This is a genomic window from Brevundimonas sp. EU05-FHT14B11, from assembly GCF_058790835.1.
In genome coordinates this window covers 416,167-432,186 of the sequence record NZ_JBYTCY010000002.1, presented here as the reverse complement: position 1 = coordinate 432,186, position 16,020 = coordinate 416,167, and the positions used below count along the sequence as shown (strand labels likewise).

The 16,020-nt window shown below is 70.7% G+C and carries 15 protein-coding genes; 7 read left to right on the top strand and 8 right to left on the bottom strand.

What is annotated here, in order from left to right; translation table 11 throughout:
• The first annotated feature begins 49 nt into the window (after nt 1-49).
• On the top strand, nt 50-541 hold the full coding sequence (locus AC3WRV_RS09580; RefSeq protein ID WP_291832410.1) for a CinA family protein: 492 nt from the start codon (nt 50-52) through the stop codon (nt 539-541).
• The gene (locus AC3WRV_RS09575; RefSeq protein ID WP_291832412.1) at nt 538-771 is read left to right on the top strand and encodes a sulfurtransferase TusA family protein; all 234 of its coding nucleotides are present in this window, start codon (nt 538-540) and stop codon (nt 769-771) included. Before AC3WRV_RS09580 ends, AC3WRV_RS09575 begins: the two co-directional genes overlap by 4 nt.
• On the opposite strand, the gene AC3WRV_RS09570 is transcribed toward AC3WRV_RS09575, so the two are convergent.
• Entirely contained in the window at nt 734-1,672 is a 939-nt protein-coding gene (locus AC3WRV_RS09570; RefSeq protein ID WP_291832414.1) for a YihY/virulence factor BrkB family protein, read from the bottom strand. The genes AC3WRV_RS09575 and AC3WRV_RS09570 overlap by 38 nt on opposite strands.
• 198 nt (nt 1,673-1,870) lie before the next feature.
• Between AC3WRV_RS09570 and AC3WRV_RS09565 the strand changes: the two genes are divergently transcribed.
• Genes AC3WRV_RS09565 through AC3WRV_RS09550 form a run of 4 tightly spaced genes read left to right on the top strand, consistent with a single transcriptional unit; the run spans nt 1,871 to nt 5,095 of the window.
• On the top strand, nt 1,871-3,187 hold the full coding sequence (locus tag AC3WRV_RS09565; protein ID WP_492313056.1) for a diguanylate cyclase domain-containing protein: 1,317 nt from the start codon (nt 1,871-1,873) through the stop codon (nt 3,185-3,187).
• 36 nt (nt 3,188-3,223) lie between these two features.
• A complete protein-coding gene (locus AC3WRV_RS09560) occupies nt 3,224-3,820 on the top strand; it encodes an ArsR/SmtB family transcription factor (RefSeq protein ID WP_492313055.1) in 597 nt (198 codons plus the stop codon).
• A 5-nt stretch (nt 3,821-3,825) separates the two neighbouring features.
• Nucleotides 3,826-4,554 (top strand): hypothetical protein, encoded by a 729-nt coding sequence (locus AC3WRV_RS09555; protein ID WP_492313054.1) that lies wholly within the window; start codon nt 3,826-3,828, stop codon nt 4,552-4,554.
• A gap of 1 nt (nt 4,555) precedes the next feature.
• Nucleotides 4,556-5,095, top strand: coding sequence for a GNAT family N-acetyltransferase (locus tag AC3WRV_RS09550; protein WP_492313053.1), 540 nt, complete (start codon nt 4,556-4,558; stop codon nt 5,093-5,095).
• Between the two features lie 7 nt (nt 5,096-5,102).
• On the opposite strand, the gene AC3WRV_RS09545 is transcribed toward AC3WRV_RS09550, so the two are convergent.
• Genes AC3WRV_RS09545 through AC3WRV_RS09535 form a run of 3 tightly spaced genes read right to left on the bottom strand, consistent with a single transcriptional unit; the run spans nt 5,103 to nt 9,360 of the window.
• Nucleotides 5,103-5,597, bottom strand: coding sequence for a GNAT family N-acetyltransferase (locus AC3WRV_RS09545; RefSeq protein WP_492313052.1), 495 nt, complete (start codon nt 5,595-5,597; stop codon nt 5,103-5,105).
• Nucleotides 5,594-9,043 carry a transcription-repair coupling factor gene (mfd, locus tag AC3WRV_RS09540; RefSeq protein ID WP_492313051.1) on the bottom strand — a complete coding sequence of 1,150 codons (3,450 nt, stop codon included), beginning with the start codon at nt 9,041-9,043 and terminating at the stop codon, nt 5,594-5,596. The genes AC3WRV_RS09545 and mfd overlap by 4 nt, the downstream gene beginning before the upstream one ends.
• Nucleotides 9,043-9,360 carry an FAD assembly factor SdhE gene (locus AC3WRV_RS09535; RefSeq protein ID WP_291832429.1) on the bottom strand — a complete coding sequence of 106 codons (318 nt, stop codon included), beginning with the start codon at nt 9,358-9,360 and terminating at the stop codon, nt 9,043-9,045. Before AC3WRV_RS09535 ends, mfd begins: the two co-directional genes overlap by 1 nt.
• An 84-nt stretch (nt 9,361-9,444) precedes the next feature.
• On the opposite strand from AC3WRV_RS09535, the gene recG reads away from it, so the two are divergent.
• Nucleotides 9,445-11,532, top strand: a complete 2,088-nt coding sequence (gene recG, locus AC3WRV_RS09530; RefSeq protein ID WP_492313050.1) for an ATP-dependent DNA helicase RecG — start codon at nt 9,445-9,447, stop codon at nt 11,530-11,532.
• Here the strand turns inward: recG and AC3WRV_RS09525 are convergent.
• From AC3WRV_RS09525 to kdsA, 4 genes are read right to left on the bottom strand one after another with little or no spacing between them, the layout of a single operon-like run.
• The gene (locus AC3WRV_RS09525) at nt 11,529-12,638 is read right to left on the bottom strand and encodes a DUF3089 domain-containing protein (RefSeq protein WP_492313049.1); all 1,110 of its coding nucleotides are present in this window, start codon (nt 12,636-12,638) and stop codon (nt 11,529-11,531) included. The genes recG and AC3WRV_RS09525 overlap by 4 nt on opposite strands.
• Nucleotides 12,635-13,636 carry an ADP-glyceromanno-heptose 6-epimerase gene (gene rfaD / locus AC3WRV_RS09520; RefSeq protein WP_492313048.1) on the bottom strand — a complete coding sequence of 334 codons (1,002 nt, stop codon included), beginning with the start codon at nt 13,634-13,636 and terminating at the stop codon, nt 12,635-12,637. Before rfaD ends, AC3WRV_RS09525 begins: the two co-directional genes overlap by 4 nt.
• A complete protein-coding gene (gene rfaE2 / locus AC3WRV_RS09515) occupies nt 13,636-15,087 on the bottom strand; it encodes a D-glycero-beta-D-manno-heptose 1-phosphate adenylyltransferase (RefSeq protein WP_492313047.1) in 1,452 nt (483 codons plus the stop codon). Before rfaE2 ends, rfaD begins: the two co-directional genes overlap by 1 nt.
• A gap of 18 nt (nt 15,088-15,105) precedes the next feature.
• On the bottom strand, nt 15,106-15,966 hold the full coding sequence (kdsA, locus tag AC3WRV_RS09510) for a 3-deoxy-8-phosphooctulonate synthase (protein WP_291832437.1): 861 nt from the start codon (nt 15,964-15,966) through the stop codon (nt 15,106-15,108).
• Between the last annotated feature and the right edge of the window lie 54 nt (nt 15,967-16,020).

Below are 16,020 nucleotides of genomic sequence, written 5' to 3'. Positions count from 1 at the left end.
ATGACGCGGGTCACCCTAGCCCGACTCGCCGCCGCTTCGGAAAGCCCTGATGTTCCCCGACGATATCGCCGCCCTTGCTCAACAGGTGATTACCGAGGCCGCCGCCAGGGGGCTGATGGCCGCCACGGCCGAAAGCTGCACGGGCGGCCTGGTCGCCGGGGCGCTGACGGCCATCGCCGGATCGTCGGCGGTCGTGGACCGGGGCTTCGTGACGTACAGCAACGAGGCCAAGAGCGATCTCGTCGCCGTGCCGGCCGCCCTGATCGAGGCCCATGGCGCGGTGTCCGAGCCGGTGGCCCGGGCCATGGCCGCGGGCGCCGTGGCGCGGTCGCGGGCGCAGGTGTCGGTGGCGGTCACCGGCATCGCCGGGCCGGGCGGCGGATCAGACGACAAGCCGGTCGGACTGGTGCATTTCGCCGCCGCCGGACCAGCGGGCGTGATCCATGCCGAGCGCCGCTTCGGCGACATCGGGCGCGAGGCGGTGCGGCTGGAGAGCGTGCGCGTGGCGCTGGGCCTGCTGCTGGACCGGATCGGCGCATGACCGTCGTCGATGCGCGCGGCCACCGCTGCCCGACCCCCAGCCTGAAGCTTCAGAAGGCGTTCCACGCGGCGGCGCCGGGGACCCGGATCACCCTGCTGGCCACCGATCCGATGGCGCGCATCGACGTGCCCTTCCTGATGCAGGACCTCGGCGGGCGGGTGGTGTCGATCGATGAGGCGGACGGCGTCCTGACTATCGCGGTCGAGACGCCCGGCGCTCCGACAGGCTGACCACGGTCTCGGAGGTCTCGCCCTCCGGCTCCAGGTCCGGCGCGCCCATGGAGCGGGCGGCGATCTCCATCTCGGTGGTGAAGGCGCCGCCGTAGAAGATGGCATTGACGTTCCACGACAGCCAGATCAGCAGCACCACGACGGCGCCGACCGAGCCGTAGGTCGCGCCCAGCGGCGCGATCTGCTCGACATAGATGGCGCACAGCCAGGACGAGATGGTCGACATGACCGTCGCCACCAGCCCGCCTGCGATCGACGGCGCCCAGGCCACCGGCGTGCGGTGGGACATGGCGTAGCGGTAGAGCATGGTCAGGCCGATCGCGAGGCCGACGGCGGGCCACAATCCATCAAGCGACAGCCATCCGCCGCCGGTCGGCGCCGCGCCCGGCCCGGTGTGCTCCAGCAGGCGCGAGGTCACGACCGCGCCCGACACCACGGTGAACAGGGCGAAGGCGAACAGGGCCACGAAGAAGGCCAGCAGATTGAACTTGAAGAAGCCGTGCGGCTCGGTCTCGTCGTGGATCAGGTTGAGGCCCGCCAGCAGGGCCTTGAAGCCGCGGTGGGCGGCGTACCCGCCGATGACGAGGGCGAAGAAGCTTTGCGCCGAGACGGTGCGGGCCGAGGCGCTGGCCAGCCGCTCGATCTCCTGCTGGAAGATGGCGCGGGCCGCATGGGGCATGACGTCGGCCAGGGCCGCGGCCTGCTCGCTGACCTGGCCGATCGACAGCACGACCTTGTAGAAGCCGATCAGGATGGCGATGGCGGGGAAGACGGCCAGCAGGGCGAAGAAGGACACCCCGCCCGTGTAGAGCATGACGTCGCGGCCCCAGCTGCGCGTGAAGGCCCGGACCGCGAGCCGTCCCCACAGCATCGGCGTCGCCCAGCGCACCGCCGCGTCCATTTCAGATTTCGCCTGCAAACCCGTACCCGTAGCCGCCCAAGGGACGACGTTTACCTCAATTCGGCCACATGGGAACGGGGCGAACGGGCGCGGGGAGAATCCGCTGTCTCGCCCGTTGCTTCCCGACGGGGGTCATCGCTATGGTCCCCGCCAATGAGATCGCCCCGGGGGTTGGAGGCGGTCCGGAGAGTCCATCCGTTGGCATCTGATCCGCGCATTCTGGTCGTCGCACCCGACGACGGCCTGGTCGGCCCCCTGTGTCAGGGGCTGGACGCCCTCGGCTGGCGCACCGTCACCGCCCGCTCCCTGGCCGGCGCCGTTCAGGTGCTGATCGACTGGCCGCTGGAGGCCGTCATCCTGGACGCCTCGCTGACAGACGCCCAGGAAGGCGTCCGGGCCATGCGCCAGACCGTCTCGCCGCGCCGTTTGCCGGTGATGGCCATCGGCGCGGCGACCGCCGACTGGGAGCCGGGCCTGTCCGATATCTCCATGTCGCACGCGCCGCACGCGGCCCAGGCGGCCCTGCGGCTGGAAAACCTGGTGCGCACCGCCATCGCCGAGGAAGAGGTCAGCCTGCGTGAGGCCACCTTCGCCGCCCGCGGCGAGCCCCTGGCCCTGGCCGAGATCGAGGCCACGCCGCTGCGCGTGCTGGCGGCGGGCAAGCCGGACCGGTATTTCCTGGCCCTGTCCAACGCCCTGACGGCGCTGGGCTGCGATGTCGTGGCCGCGCCGACGCCCTACACCGCCTTCGACTATCTGCATGAGCGCCCGTTCGACGCCGCCGTGCTGTGGGGCGCCGAGGACCACGCCCCGGCCCTGTCCATCGCCTCGGGCATGAAGCGCAACACCCGCCTGTATCACGTGCCCGCGGTGCTCTATCTGCGCGGCTCCGGCGAGATCAATCTGGCCGAGCTGTACAATCGCGGCTTCGCCGACGTAGCCGCCGCCGACACGCCCGAGGAGGAGACGGCCAGCCGGATCGTGGCGCTGGCGCGGGCGCACCGCCGCCATGTCGCCATCCGCCGGGCGCTGGAGAGCGCGCGGGGCTCGGGCCTGACCGACCCCTCGACCGGCCTGTTCACCCGTGAACTGTTCGCCAGCCACCTAGCGCGGGTGGCCGAGGGCGCGCGCATGCGCCGCCGCCCGCTGTCCGTCGCCGTCCTGCGGGTGGCCGAGACCGAGGCCGTGGTCAGCGCCCGCGAGGGCGGCTGGCTGGACCGCGCCCTGCCCCAGATCGGGGCCATGGTCTCTCGCCTGATCCGCACCGAGGACACCGCCGCGCGCCTGTCGGCCGACGTCTTCGCCCTGGCCCTGCCCGCCACCCGGGGCCCGGCCGCCCGCATCGCCGCCGACCGCATCGCGGCGGTGATCAGCTGCACCGCCTTCGACGCCGGTCCCGACCGCTCGCCCTTCGTGGTCGAGTTCGAGGTCGGGGTGGCCGAGGTCATGCCGGGCGAGTCCCCCGCCGTGGTGCTGGAGCGCGCCTCTGCCGACGTGGGCGTTTCCCAACGCTAATTTGACAACTTTATTTGTCTAATGCAGGTTCGGGGCATGACGCCCCGGCCATCCTCCCTGCTCGACGATCTGGACGCCGCCCATCTGGCGCTGGCGCCGATCCGGCGCCGCATCCTGGCGTCGCTGGTCGAGCCCGCCTCGGCCGCCGGGCTGGCGGAGCGGCTTGAGATGCCGCGCCAGAAGATCGGCTACCACCTGAAGGCGCTGGAGGACGCGGGCCTGGTCCGGCTGGCGGGCGAGCGCAAGAAGCGCGGCTTCACCGAACGGCTGTTCGTGGCCGCCGAAAACTATGTGCTGGACCCCGCCCTGCTGCAGGCCCTGCCCGACCCGGACGCGATCGAGGCGCAGGACCGCCACGCCGCCGGCCACCTGATCAATACGGCCTCGGCCATGGTCCGGGACGTGGCCCGGATGCGCGAGGCCGCCGACGTGGAAGGATCGCGCCTGCTGACCCTGACGGTCGAGGCCGACATGAGCTTCGCCGCGCCCGCCGATTTCGACGCCTTCTCCCGCGACGTCGCCGACGCCGTGGCCAGGCTCGCCCGCCAGTATTCGGCCCCCGGGGGTCGCCGTTACCGCCTGACCGCCGCGGCCCATCCGGCCGTCGTCAAACCCGCCCCCACAAGGAACTGACCGCCATGACCGAACAGCCCATGGAAGACCGCGTCCTGGTCGAAGTCACCGTGCCCGCCCCCGCCGACGCCGTCTGGGCGGCCATGCGCGATCCGCAGAAGATCAAGCACTGGTTCGGCTGGGAGACCGACGGGCTGAAGGACGAGATCGACTTCATCTTCGTCACTCACGCCGCGGCGGACGAAGCGACGCGGACCGTGACCTTCGTCGGCGTCAATGACCGCTATGAGGTCGAAGCCCGCGGCGACGCCAGCGTCGTCCGGGTGGTCCGGTCCGCGCCCGCCGGGTCCTGGTCGGACGTCTTCGACGGCATGATCGAGGGGTGGATTTCCTTCACCTGGCAGCTGGCCTTCGCCTTCGCCCGGCACGACCTGGAGCCACGCCGCACGATCTTCTTCTCGGGCGCCCCGCGCGCGGACCGGCTGGGCCGCTCCCTGCTGGGCCTCGACGCCGCGCCGGCGCCGGGCGAGCCGTGGTCAGGCCCGCTGGGTCCGGACGCCGCCTCGGGCCAGGTGTGGTTCGTCGCCCGCCACCAGCTGGGCGTCTCCGTCGACGCCTGGGGCGACGGGCTTCTGGTCGTCGTGGACGAACCCGCGACCCAGAAGAAGCCGAACGGCTTCACCATGCTGACCCTGACGACCTACGACCTGTCCGAAGCCGCGCGCGCGGACCTCCAGGCCCGTTGGCAGGCCTGGTGGGACGAGCGGTTCGAAACCCAGGCCCCCGGCTGTTGAGGTGAGGCTGCAGACCGACCGGTTGCTGCTGCGCCCCTGGGAGGATCGGGACCGCGCGCCCTTCGCGGCGATCAACGCCGACCCGGAGATCCGGCGCTTCTACTATCCGGCCGTCCTGGACCGGACGGAGACCGACGACCTGATCGATCAGGCGATCCGGGACCTGGCGCGCGACGGCTTCGGCTTCGTGGCCGTCGAGCGCAGGGCGGACGGCGTCCTGATCGGCGGCGCGGGCCTGTCACGGCCCGAGCCCGCCGCCCTGCGGGCCTGGCCGCTGGAGATCGGCTGGATCCTGGACCGCGCCGTCTGGGGCCAGGGCTATGCGGGCGAAATCTCGAAGGCCGTGTTCGACCACGCCTGGACCGCGCTCGGCGCGACCGCGGTGATCGGCTACACCTCCGCCGTCAACACGCCGTCCCGCCGCGCCATGGTGAAGTCGGGAATGACCGAGATCGCCGACGCCGCCTTCGAGGACGACACGGTCCCCGTCGGCCATCCGCTGCGCCCGCACGTCCTGTACCGCATCGACCGGCCGGACTGACCGGCGGTCAGAGCCGCCGATGCATGACATGCAGACCGACGAGGCCTTCCGTCGGATGATCGAACGCCTCCGGGATGGTGGCGAGGATTTCGAAGCCGAGCGCCCGCCACAGGCGGACCGCGCCGTGGTTCGCCTCGACGACGGCGTTGAACTGCATGGCGCGAAATCCCTTGCGGCTCGCATGCGCGATCACCGCCTCGCCGAGCGCACGTCCGACGCCCCGTCCCCGGGCCTCGGGCGCGGTCATGAAGCTGGCCGTCGCCACGTGCGCGCCGGGCCCCATCTGGTTGGGGCCGGTCTTAGCCGTTCCCAAAACGCGGCCGTCGTCGTCCAGCGCCACCAGCGTCACGCCCGGCGGCGTCTGCATCCAGATCGCCCGGCCGGCGGCCTCGGTCAGGTCGCGCGGGTAGGTGTAGGTCTCGCCCGCGCGCACCACGGCCTCGACGATCGGCCAGATGGCCGGCCAGTCGGCGTCCGTCGCCTCGCGCACCCGCACGGTCACGCCGCCCCCGCCACCCGGGCCAGATCGGCGGTGATGCGCTCGGCGACCTTCAGCCGGTCCTCGGCGGTGTCCCAATCGCCCTTCACGACGATCTTCTGGTCGGGCCGGATCTTCCAGAAGGCGTGGTTCTTCTGGATCAGGCCGACCAGACCCATCGGGTTCGGGAAACTCCCATTCCTCAAGGTCAGAACGGCGCCCTTGGGCCCGACATCGATGCGTTCGACATGGGCGATCTTGCAGTTCGCCTTGATGCCGACGATGCGCAGCAGTTGCTTGGCCTCATCCGGCAGCGGGCCGAAGCGGTCGATCAGTTCGGCGGCCAGGGCCTCGCGGCCCTCGGTGTTCTCGGCGTCCGACAGACGGCGATACAGGCTGAGACGAACGTTGAGATCAGGGACGTAATCCTCTGGAATCAAAACAGCCGCGCCGACATTGATGGCCGGAGACCAGCCGCGGTCGACGACCTCTTCGCCCGCTTCACGCAGGGAGGCCACGGCGTCCTCCAGCATCTGCTGGTAGAGTTCGACGCCGACCTCGCGGATGTGGCCCGACTGTTCGTCGCCCAGCAGATTGCCGCCGCCGCGCTGGTCCAGGTCATGGCTGGCCAGCTGGAAGCCGGCGCCGAGGTTGTCCAGCGACTGCAGCACCTGCAGACGGCGCTCCGACGACAGGGACAGCGGCTTCCTGGCGTCCGTGGTCAGATAGGCGAAGGCGCGCGCCTTGGCCCGGCCGATGCGGCCGCGGATCTGGTGAAGCTGGGCCAGGCCGAACATGTCCGCCCTGTGCACGATCAAGGTGTTGGCTGTCGGAACATCAAGTCCGGACTCAACGATCGTGGTCGACAGCAGCAGGTCGTAAGTGCCGTCATAGAAGGCGCTCATCACCTCCTCGAGCCGGGTCGGCGACATCTGGCCGTGGCCGACCACGAACTTGATCTCCGGCACCTGCTCACGCAGGAATTTCTCGATGTCCGGCAGGTCGTTGAGGCGCGGCACGACATAGTAGGCCTGGCCGCCGCGGTATTTCTCGCGCAGCAGGGCTTCGCGGACCAGCACCGGATCCCACGGCGTGACGTAGGTGCGCACCGCCAGGCGATCGACCGGCGGGGTAGCGATGATCGACATCTCGCGGATGCCCGACAGGGCCATCTGCAGGGTGCGCGGGATCGGGGTGGCGGTCAGGGTCAGCAGGTGCACGTCGGCGCGAAGCGACTTGAGCTTCTCCTTGTGCTTGACCCCGAAGTGCTGCTCCTCGTCGACGATCACCAGGCCCAGGTCCTTGAACCCGACCTGTTCGCTGAGCACCGCATGGGTGCCGACGACGATCTCGAAGGTCCCGTCCTTCAGGCCCGCGCGGGTTTCCGACGCGTCCTTGGCGGTGACCATGCGAGACAGGTGGCGCACGGTGATCGGCCAGCCGGCGAACCGCTCCGAGAAGGTCTTGAAGTGCTGGCGGGCCAGTAGGGTCGTCGGGCAGACGACCGCGACCTGCTGGCCGCTCATGGCCACCACGAAGGCGGCGCGCAGGGCCACCTCGGTCTTGCCGAAGCCGACGTCGCCGCAGATCAGGCGATCCATCGGCGTGCCCTTGCCCAGATCCTCCAGCACGTCGCCGATGGCGTTGAGCTGGTCGTCCGTCTCTTCATAGGGGAAGCGGGCGCAGAATTCGTCGAACAGGCCCTGCGGCGGGGTGATGGCCTCGGAGGTGCGCAGGGCGCGCTTGGCGGCCAGGGCGATGAGCCCTTCGGCCATGTCGCGCAGGCGCTGCTTGGCCTTGGCCTTGCGCGCCTGCCAGCCCGCGCCCCCCAGCCGGTCCAGCTGGGCGCCGTCGGTGTCCGAGCCGTAGCGGGTCAGCAGGTCGATGTTCTCGACCGGCAGGTAGAGCTTGCTCTCGCCCGCGTACATCAGCTCCAGACAGTCGTGCGGGGCGTCCTGGATCTCCAGCGTCTTCAGCCCCTCGTAGCGGCCGATGCCGTGGTCGAGGTGGACGACGAGGTCGCCCGTGGTCAGGGCCGAAGCCTCGGCCAGGAAGTTGGAGGCCCGGCGCTTCTTGCGCGGCCGCGCCAGTCGATCGCCGAGGATGTCGGTCTCGGAGATGACGGCGATGGCGTCCGTCTCGAAGCCGTGTTCGACCGGCAGGACGCCGCGCAGGTAGAGGCCGTCCGGCGCCTTCTGGACGTCGGCCCAGTCGCGCACGGCGACGACGTGCTCCAGCCCGTGGTCGGCCAGCATGGAGGCCAGGCGTTCGGACGAGCCCTCGGTCCAGGAGGCGAACAGGACGCGCTTGCCGCCGTCCTTCAGCGCCTGGGCGTGGCGGGCGACGGCCTCAAAAAGATTGATGCTGTCCTGCGCCCGCTCAGCCGCGAAGCTGCGGCCCAGGCGGCCGCCCGCATCCTCGCCGGCGGCGGCGAAGGGGGACAGCCGGCGCACGGTGCGGCCCGCCAGCGCGCTGTTCCAGTCGGCGTCCGGCAGATAGAGGCGCTCGGGCGGCAGGGCCCTGTTGGCGGCCCCACCCTTGCTGCGCGAGGCGTCGCGGCGCGCTTCCCAGGCGTCGGCGGTCAGGGTCCAGCGCTCGGCCCGCGCGGCCTCGGCCTGGTTGTCGAGGAAGACCGGGGCGTCGTCCGGCAGATAGTCGAACAGGGTCTCGAGCCGCTCGTAGAACAGGGGCAGCCAGTGCTCCATGCCCTGACGCCGTGCGCCCTCGCTGACCGCCACATAGAGGGGGTCGTCGCCGCCGGCGCCGAACAGGTTCAGATAGCCGGTGCGGAAGCGCGAGATGGCTTCCGGCGTCAGAAGGGCCTCGGACACCGGGGCCAGCGAGACGTGGCGCATCTGGCCGGTCGAGCGCTGGGTGGCCGGGTCGAAGGTGCGGATCGATTCCAGCTCGGAGCCGAACATGTCCAGGCGCACCGGCTCCTCGAAGCCCGGCGGATACACGTCAACCACGCCGCCGCGCACGGCGAACTCGCCCCGTTCGGACACGGTGGAGGCGCGCAGGTAGCCGTTGGCCGCGAAATAGCGCTCCAGCGCCGCCGTATCGAGGTCGAGGCCGACGGTGGCCTCGAAGCCCGCGCCGCAGGTGATCTCGCGCGGCGGGGTGCGCTGGGTGACGCCGCCGACGGTGGTGACGACCAGGGTCGGGCGGCGGTCGCCGGCGTCGCGGCCGGCCAGCTTGGTCAAGGCGGCCATCCGCTCGGCCGAGACCGAAGAGGTCGGGCTGAGCCGGTCGTAAGGCAGGCAGTCCCAGGCGGGGAACTCCACCACCTCGATGTCGCCGGCGAAGAAGCGGAAGGCCTGAACGAACTCGCCCATGCGGGCGTAGTCGCGGGCCACGAACAGGCCGACGCCGCCGTCGGCGCGCAGGCGTCCGGCCACGGTCAGGGCGTCGAGGCCCTCAGGGGCGCCGCCCAGCTCCTGATCGCTGCGTTTGGGGATCACGGCGTCCATCAACCGGCGCCCTTGGCGACTTCGGCGGCGACGTGCGCGGCCATGAAGGCGCGGATCTTCGTCATCAGGCTTCCGTCATACTTTTCAGGCGTGGGGGCGGTCTGGATGATCCAGGCGTAGAGGGCATGGTCGTCGTCCTCCATCAGCAGGGCCTCGAACAGATCCAGTTCGGCCTCGGTCAGCGTCGGCCCCACCTGGTCGGCGAACGGGCCCAGCACCAGGTCGGCCTCACGGAAGCCGCGCCGCCACGCCCGGAAGGCGATGCGGCCCAGCCGGGTCCGTTGGGCTTCGTTCAGACGCGCGTTCGTATCGGCCACAAGAATCCTTGCCCGGTCCATATCTTCAAACAGGACGCAGCAGATAGCGTTCCAGAGGCCGTTTCGCCAACTATGCTGAGGCGTATGCGGCCCCAGATTCTCTTTCCGCTGTTCGCCGAGGTCTCCACCCTGAAGGGCGTGGGGCCCAAGGTGCTGCCGCTCGTCCAGAAGCTGGCCGGGCCGCTGGTCCGCGACCTGCTGTTCCTGCCGCCGTCCGGAGTGGTGGTCCGCCGCCCGATGACGGCGATCGACGCGGTCGAGGGACAGGTCGGGATCTTCGAGGTCACGATCGACCGGCTGATCCTGCCCGGCAAGCCCGGCGCGCCGATCAAGGTGCGCGCCATCGACGGAACCGGCTTCGTCCACCTGATCTGGTTCGGCGGCTCGGGCCAGCATATCGACCGGCTGCTGCCGCGCGGCGAGACGCGGCTGGTCACGGGCAAGGTCGAACGATTCAACAACGAGGTCCAGATCGTCCATCCGGACGTGTTCAAGCCGACCGAGGCCGATGAGATCGCGGCGGTCGAGCCGGTCTATCCGGCGACGCAGGGCCTGACTTCGCGCGTGGTGCGCAAGCTGGTGCAGGCGGCGATGGCCTCGGCGCCGGACCTGCCGGAATGGCAGGACCCGGCCTGGCTGGCCAAGCAACGCTGGAGCGGCTGGCGCGAGGCCATCGGACGACTGCACGCGCCCACCGGCGAAGCGGACCTGGACCCGGGCGCCCCGGCCCGTGAGCGGCTGGCCTATGACGAGCTGTTCGCGCACCAGCTGGCCCTGGCCCGGCGCCGACGGGCGCGGCAGATCACGCCCGCGCCCGTCGTCGCGCCGGGCGAGGCGTCGGAACGGCTGCTGGCCGCCCTGCCCTTCACCCTGACGGGCGCGCAAGCGCAGGCGGTGGCCGAGATCCGCCGCGACCTGGCCTCGGGCGAGCAGATGGGCCGGCTGCTGCAGGGCGACGTGGGCTCGGGCAAGACGGCGGTGGCGGCGCTGGCGCTGGCCGATGCGGCCGCGTCCGGCTTCCAGGCCGCGCTGATGGCGCCGACCGAGATCCTGGCCCGCCAGCACTATCAGCGGCTGGCGCCGATGCTGGAGGCCGCCGGGGTCCCGACGGTGCTGCTGACCGGACGCGACACCCCCGCCGAGCGCCGTCCGCGCCTGGCCGCCCTGGCCTCAGGCGAAGCGAAGGTGGCCATCGGCACCCATGCCCTGTTCCAGGACGCCGTGCGCTTTGACCGGCTGGCGCTGGCGGTGATCGACGAGCAGCACCGGTTCGGGGTCAACGAGCGCCAGCGGCTGCAGGCCAAGGGTGATCCGCGCACCGGCGGCGTCCACCTGCTGACCATGTCGGCCACGCCGATCCCGCGCACCCTGGAGCTGACCCAGTACGGCGAACTGGACGTGTCGCGCCTGACCGAAAAGCCGCCGGGCCGAACGCCGGTGACGACCGCCGTCCTGCCGCTGGCGCGCATCGGCGAGGTGGCCAAGCGGTTGAAGGCGGCGCTGGATTCCGGGGCGCAGGCCTACTGGATCTGTCCGCTGGTGGCCGAGAGCGAGGCCAGCGATCTGGCCGCCGCCGAGGCCCGCGCCGCCGACCTGCGCCGCATCCTGCAGATCGAGGTGGGCCTGGCCCACGGCCAGATGCCGGGCGCGGAGCGCGAGGCGGTGATGGCCGACTTCGCCGACGGGCGCACGCCCCTGCTGGTCGCCACCACGGTCGTCGAGGTCGGGGTCGACGTGCCCAACGCCTCGATCATGGTCATCGAACACGCCGACCGCTTCGGCCTGGCCCAGCTGCACCAGCTTCGGGGCCGGGTCGGACGGGGGTCCAAGGCGAGCACCTGCCTGCTGCTGTACGGCGGCGGGGACGACGGACTGGGAGAGACGGCCAAGACCCGGCTGGAGACCCTGCGCCGCACCGAGGACGGGTTCGAGATCGCCGAGGAGGATTTCCGGCTGCGCGGCGGCGGCGATCCGCTGGGACTCAAGCAAAGCGGCTTCCCGGCCTATCGGTTCGCCGATCCGATCCGGCATCGCTCGCTGATGCTTGCGGCGGCGGACGACGCGCGGCTGGTGCTGGGCCGCGACCCGGACCTGCTGTCGCCCCGCGGGGAGGCGGTGAAGGTGCTGGAGGCCCTGTTCGACTGGCGCAACGACCGGTCCGGCCTGGACTAGCTCACCCGGTGGGCCATCTGCCAGACGGCCAGCCGCGTCAGAACGTCCGCCTCAACATCACCGTAGAAGAGATTGTACGGGCGAGACTTTCTGCGGTCCGCCCAGCTTCCGGTCAGCTTCAGCGACTCCAGCTTGGGCTCGGTGTGGCGCAGCAGGCCCTCGCGGCACTGGGCGGCCACTTCGCGCGCCATCAGGGCCGGGCGGGCGCCCCATTCCAGCCCGGTGGCGTTGGTCACGCCGCGCTGGGCCCGGGCGGCGACCGGCGCCAGGTCGGTCGAGCCGGTGATCGGGTTGACGCAAAGGGCCGGGCGGCCGTCCAGGGTGATCAGCCGGCCCCGCCCGTCCCAGACCAGGGCCCGGTTCAGGCGGCGCCGCGCCGCGCCGTCGTTGTTCTCGCCGACCGGCGACCAGCCGACGATGCAGCCGACCTGATCCCGGCGGGCGCAGGCCGGCACGGCGGGCGACAGGGCGTCCGCCGCGGCGATCACATCCATCAGATAGACGGCGACGACGCGCGAGCGCAGCGCGGCGTCTCCGGCCACGCGCTCGCGCACCAACCGTTCGACCAGCTCGCCGCCCTGCTCGGTCCCGGCCAGCACCAGCGGCCCCGCAGGATGATGCTTCAGCCAGGCCTCAAAGGCCGCGGCCACGTCGACATAGGCGAAGGCCCGAGCCTCGCGGGCGTCCTCCCGCAGCGTCAGGCGGGTGTAGAGGCTGCCCTGCCGGTAGCGCGGCGCGCTGACGGCGCCGGCGCGCGCGAACGGCCCGGCGTAGTTGGGCAGGACCACCTCCTTCAGCCAGCGTTCGCCGCGCGGCTCACCGATCGGACCGTTCCAGTCGCGGCCGCCGTCATAGGTGGTGGAGTGGACGAAGAAGACCGCCGCGGGCCCGGACTCCGGCGCGCGCGCCTCCAGCAGGGCCCAGGCGGCGGGCGCGCGATAGTCGGGCGCGGGCGGCGGCGCATAGGTCTGGAACGGCACCTTGGGGTCCAGTCCCGCCTTCAGGATATCGCCACGGAAGACGACGAGCGCGATGACGATGAGGACGACGAAGCCGATGCCGAGATAGCCGACACACTGGCGCAATGTCGGCCCGCGACCGCTCACCGGTAGGCGTCCGGCTGCATCAGGAAGTCCTGCACATAGCGGCGGACCCCCTCCTCCAGCGGCGTCGACTGGCCGCTGTAGCCGGCGGCGCGGACGCGCTCCATCCGGGCCTCGGTGAAGTACTGATACTTGTCGCGGATCGACAGCGGGGTGTCGACATACTCGACCGCCGGCGTCTTGCCCGCCGCCGCGAAGGTGGCGTTGGCCAGGTCGAGGAAGGAGCGGGCCTGGCCCGAACCGGCGTTGAACACGCCCGAGACGTGCGGCGTGTCCAGCAGCCAGGCGATGATGTCGACCACATCGTCCACGAAGACGAAGTCACGCAGTTGGCCGCCGTCGGCGTAGTTCGGATTGTGCGAGCGGAACAGGGTGACCGGCTCTCCGGCCTGCACCTTGGGCCAGATCTGGGCCACGACCGACTTCATGCCGCCCTTGTGGTACTCGTTGGGGCCGTAGACGTTGAAAAATTTCAGCCCCGCCCACTGGCTCGGCGACTGGCCGCGATCCGACTGCCGCGCCGCATACTGGTCGAACAGCATTTTCGAATAGCCGTAGGCGTTTAGTGGCTTGAGTGCAGACAAACCCTCAAGGCTATCATCGTCCTCGAACCCGCCCTCGCCGTCGCCGTAGGTGGCCGCCGAGGAGGCGTAGATCAGCCGCGCGTCGCGCAGGGCGCACCAGTCCCACAGGTCGCGGGACAGGCTGAAGTTGGTGCGCATGATCAGGTCGGCGTCGGCCTCGGTCGTCGAGGAGATGGCGCCCATGTGGACCACGGCCTCGACGGCGTCCGCGTGGCGCTCCAGCTGTTCGAACAGCTCCTCGGGCTGCCAGAAGTCGGCGATCGGGTGCTTGGCCAGGTTCTTCCACTTGCCCAGCGCCGCCTCTTCCATACGGTCGCAGACGACGATGTCGCGGCGGTCGTCGGCGCACAGGCGCGCGACGATGTTGGAGCCGATGAAGCCCGCGCCGCCGGTCACCACGATCATCCGACGCGCCATCAGTCAGCCTTCATCTTTTCAATCGTGCGGGTGGTGGAATAGCCGTCCTCGAACGTGGCCAGCCTGACCTCGCCGCCCCAGCTCTCGACCAGATCGCCGCCGACTACGCCCTCGCGGGTGTAGTCCGCGCCCTTGATCAGGACGTCGGGACGCAAGCGTTCGATCAGGGCCAGCGGCGTGGACTCGTCGAAGCTGGTGACGCGGTCCACGGACTGCAGGCCGCCGATGACCACGGCGCGGCTGTCCAGATCGTTGATCGGCCGGCCCTCGCCCTTGAGCGCGCGCACCGAGGCGTCGGTGTTCAGCGCCACCACCAGCCGGTCGCACCACGACCGGGCCTGCGCCAGATAGGCGACGTGGCCGCGGTGCAGGATGTCGAAACAGCCGTTGGTGAAACCGACCCTCAGACCCTGACGCTTCCAGCCCTCGACCACGTGCGCCAGTTCCTCCAGCGGCATGACCTTGGCGTGGGCGCCCGAGGCGTGCTGGCTCATCTCGGCGTCGATCAGCTCGGCCGGGCTGACCACGGCGGTGCCCGCCTTGCCGACCACCACGCCCGAGGCGAGGATGGCGAACTCGACCGCCGTCTCCAGCGACACGCCCGCGCCCAGGGCGAGCCCCAGCGCCGCCAGGCCGGTGTCGCCGGCGCCCGAGACATCGAACACCTCGCGCGCGCGGCCGGGGAAATGCTTCGCCGCGCCGCCGCGCCTCATCAGACTCATGCCCTTGCCGGCGCGGGTGACGACGATGGCCCGGGCCGTGGTCGCGTCCAGCAGGGCCGTCAGCGCCGCCTCGACCTCGGCGTCGGTGTCGACCGGCAGGCCGGTGGCGCCGGCCAGTTCGCTGGCGTTGGGCTTGATCAGGTCGACCGCGCCATAGCGGGCGAAGTCGCGACCCTTGGGATCCACGATCACCGGCGCGCCGCTGTCACGGGCCGCCGAAAGCGCCTGGGCGATCAGCAAATCGCTTACCGCGCCCTTGGCGTAGTCTGACAACAGATAGACAGATGCTCCTGTAAAAGCTTCGCTTTCTGTCGCCATCAAAGGCGCCGCCTCCTCGTCGAGCCGCAGCAGTTGCTGGCCGGCGGCGACGAAGCGGGTCTTGACGATGGTGGCCGAGCCGGCGCGGCGCTCGATCGCGTCCTCGATGCCGTCCTCGGCCGCGATCAGCGCGGCCAGTTCGTCGCCGGCGGGATCCTGACCGGCCACCGCGCCGAGACGGGCGACCCCGCCCAGCGCGGCGACGTTGCGGGCGACATTACCCACCCCGCCCGGCATGGCGATGCGCCGTTTGGTCTTGAGCACCGGGATCGGCGCCTCGGGCGAGATACGGCTGACCTCGCCATAGACGTAGCGGTCCAGCATCAGGTCGCCGACGCAAGCGACCTTCAGCCCGCGCACGCGCTCCAGAAGCGCCTGCAGTTCCCCAAGATCGAGCGTGCGTTCAGCCATGCGACCGAACTATCGGATTCACGCGACCTTCGCCATGCGCGCCTTCGACAGGTCGTCGTAGGCGATCAGGTCGGCGGCCAGGGCTTCGAACTCGTTCAGCGGCACCATGTTCGGGCCGTCCGAGGGGGCGTTGTCCGGATCCTGGTGGGTTTCCATGAAGACGGCGTCGACGCCGACGGCCACGGCGGCGCGGGCGAGGACCGGCACGAACTCGCGCTGGCCGCCCGACGACGTGCCCTGCCCGCCCGGCTGCTGGACCGAATGGGTGGCGTCGAAGACGACCGGACAGCCGATCTCGCGCAGGATCGGCAAGGCGCGCATATCGCTGACCAGGGTGTTGTAGCCGAAGCTGGCGCCGCGCTCGCAGGCCATGACGTTCGGATTGCCCGCGCCGACGACCTTGGCGATGACGTTCTTCATGTCCCACGGGGCCAGGAACTGGCCCTTCTTGATGTTGATGACCTTGCCGGTGGCGGCGGCGGCCAGCAGCAGGTCGGTCTGGCGGCTCAGGAAGGCCGGGATTTGCAGCACATCGACGACCTCGGCGGCGATGCGGCAATGCTCCTCGGTGTGGACATCGGTCAGGACCGGCAGGCCGACGCTCTCGCGGATTTCAGCGAAGATCGGCAGCGAGCCCTCCAGGCCGAAACCGCGCGCGGCGGTGGCGCTGGTGCGGTTCGCCTTATCGAAGCTGGTCTTGTAGATGATGCCGACGTTCAGCCGCTCGCCGATCTCCTTGAGCGCATGCGCCATCTCCAGCGCGTGATCGCGGCTCTCCAGCTGGCAGGGGCCGGCGATGAAGACGATGCGCTGATTGCCGCCGATGCTGACGGGACGGGCGACGCCCTTGATGTCGATGACGGCGTTGGGCTTGGACACGGCGAATTCCCGAAGAAGCGGCTTGGCGACGCACGGCCCTTGCCGCACCTATGC

What these genes read in the sequence shown, in the direction of transcription:
- AC3WRV_RS09580 (WP_291832410.1), top strand. Translation starts at nt 50, where the DNA reads ATGTTCCCCGACGATATCGCCGCCCTTGCTCAACAGGTGATTACCGAG.
- AC3WRV_RS09575 (WP_291832412.1), top strand. Translation starts at nt 538, where the DNA reads ATGACCGTCGTCGATGCGCGCGGCCACCGCTGCCCGACCCCCAGCCTG.
- AC3WRV_RS09570 (WP_291832414.1), bottom strand. Translation starts at nt 1,672, where the DNA reads ATGGACGCGGCGGTGCGCTGGGCGACGCCGATGCTGTGGGGACGGCTC.
- AC3WRV_RS09560 (WP_492313055.1), top strand. Translation starts at nt 3,224, where the DNA reads ATGACGCCCCGGCCATCCTCCCTGCTCGACGATCTGGACGCCGCCCAT.
- AC3WRV_RS09555 (WP_492313054.1), top strand. Translation starts at nt 3,826, where the DNA reads ATGACCGAACAGCCCATGGAAGACCGCGTCCTGGTCGAAGTCACCGTG.
- mfd (WP_492313051.1), bottom strand. Translation starts at nt 9,043, where the DNA reads ATGGACGCCGTGATCCCCAAACGCAGCGATCAGGAGCTGGGCGGCGCC.
- recG (WP_492313050.1), top strand. Translation starts at nt 9,445, where the DNA reads ATGCGGCCCCAGATTCTCTTTCCGCTGTTCGCCGAGGTCTCCACCCTG.
- rfaD (WP_492313048.1), bottom strand. Translation starts at nt 13,636, where the DNA reads ATGGCGCGTCGGATGATCGTGGTGACCGGCGGCGCGGGCTTCATCGGC.
- rfaE2 (WP_492313047.1), bottom strand. Translation starts at nt 15,087, where the DNA reads ATGGCTGAACGCACGCTCGATCTTGGGGAACTGCAGGCGCTTCTGGAG.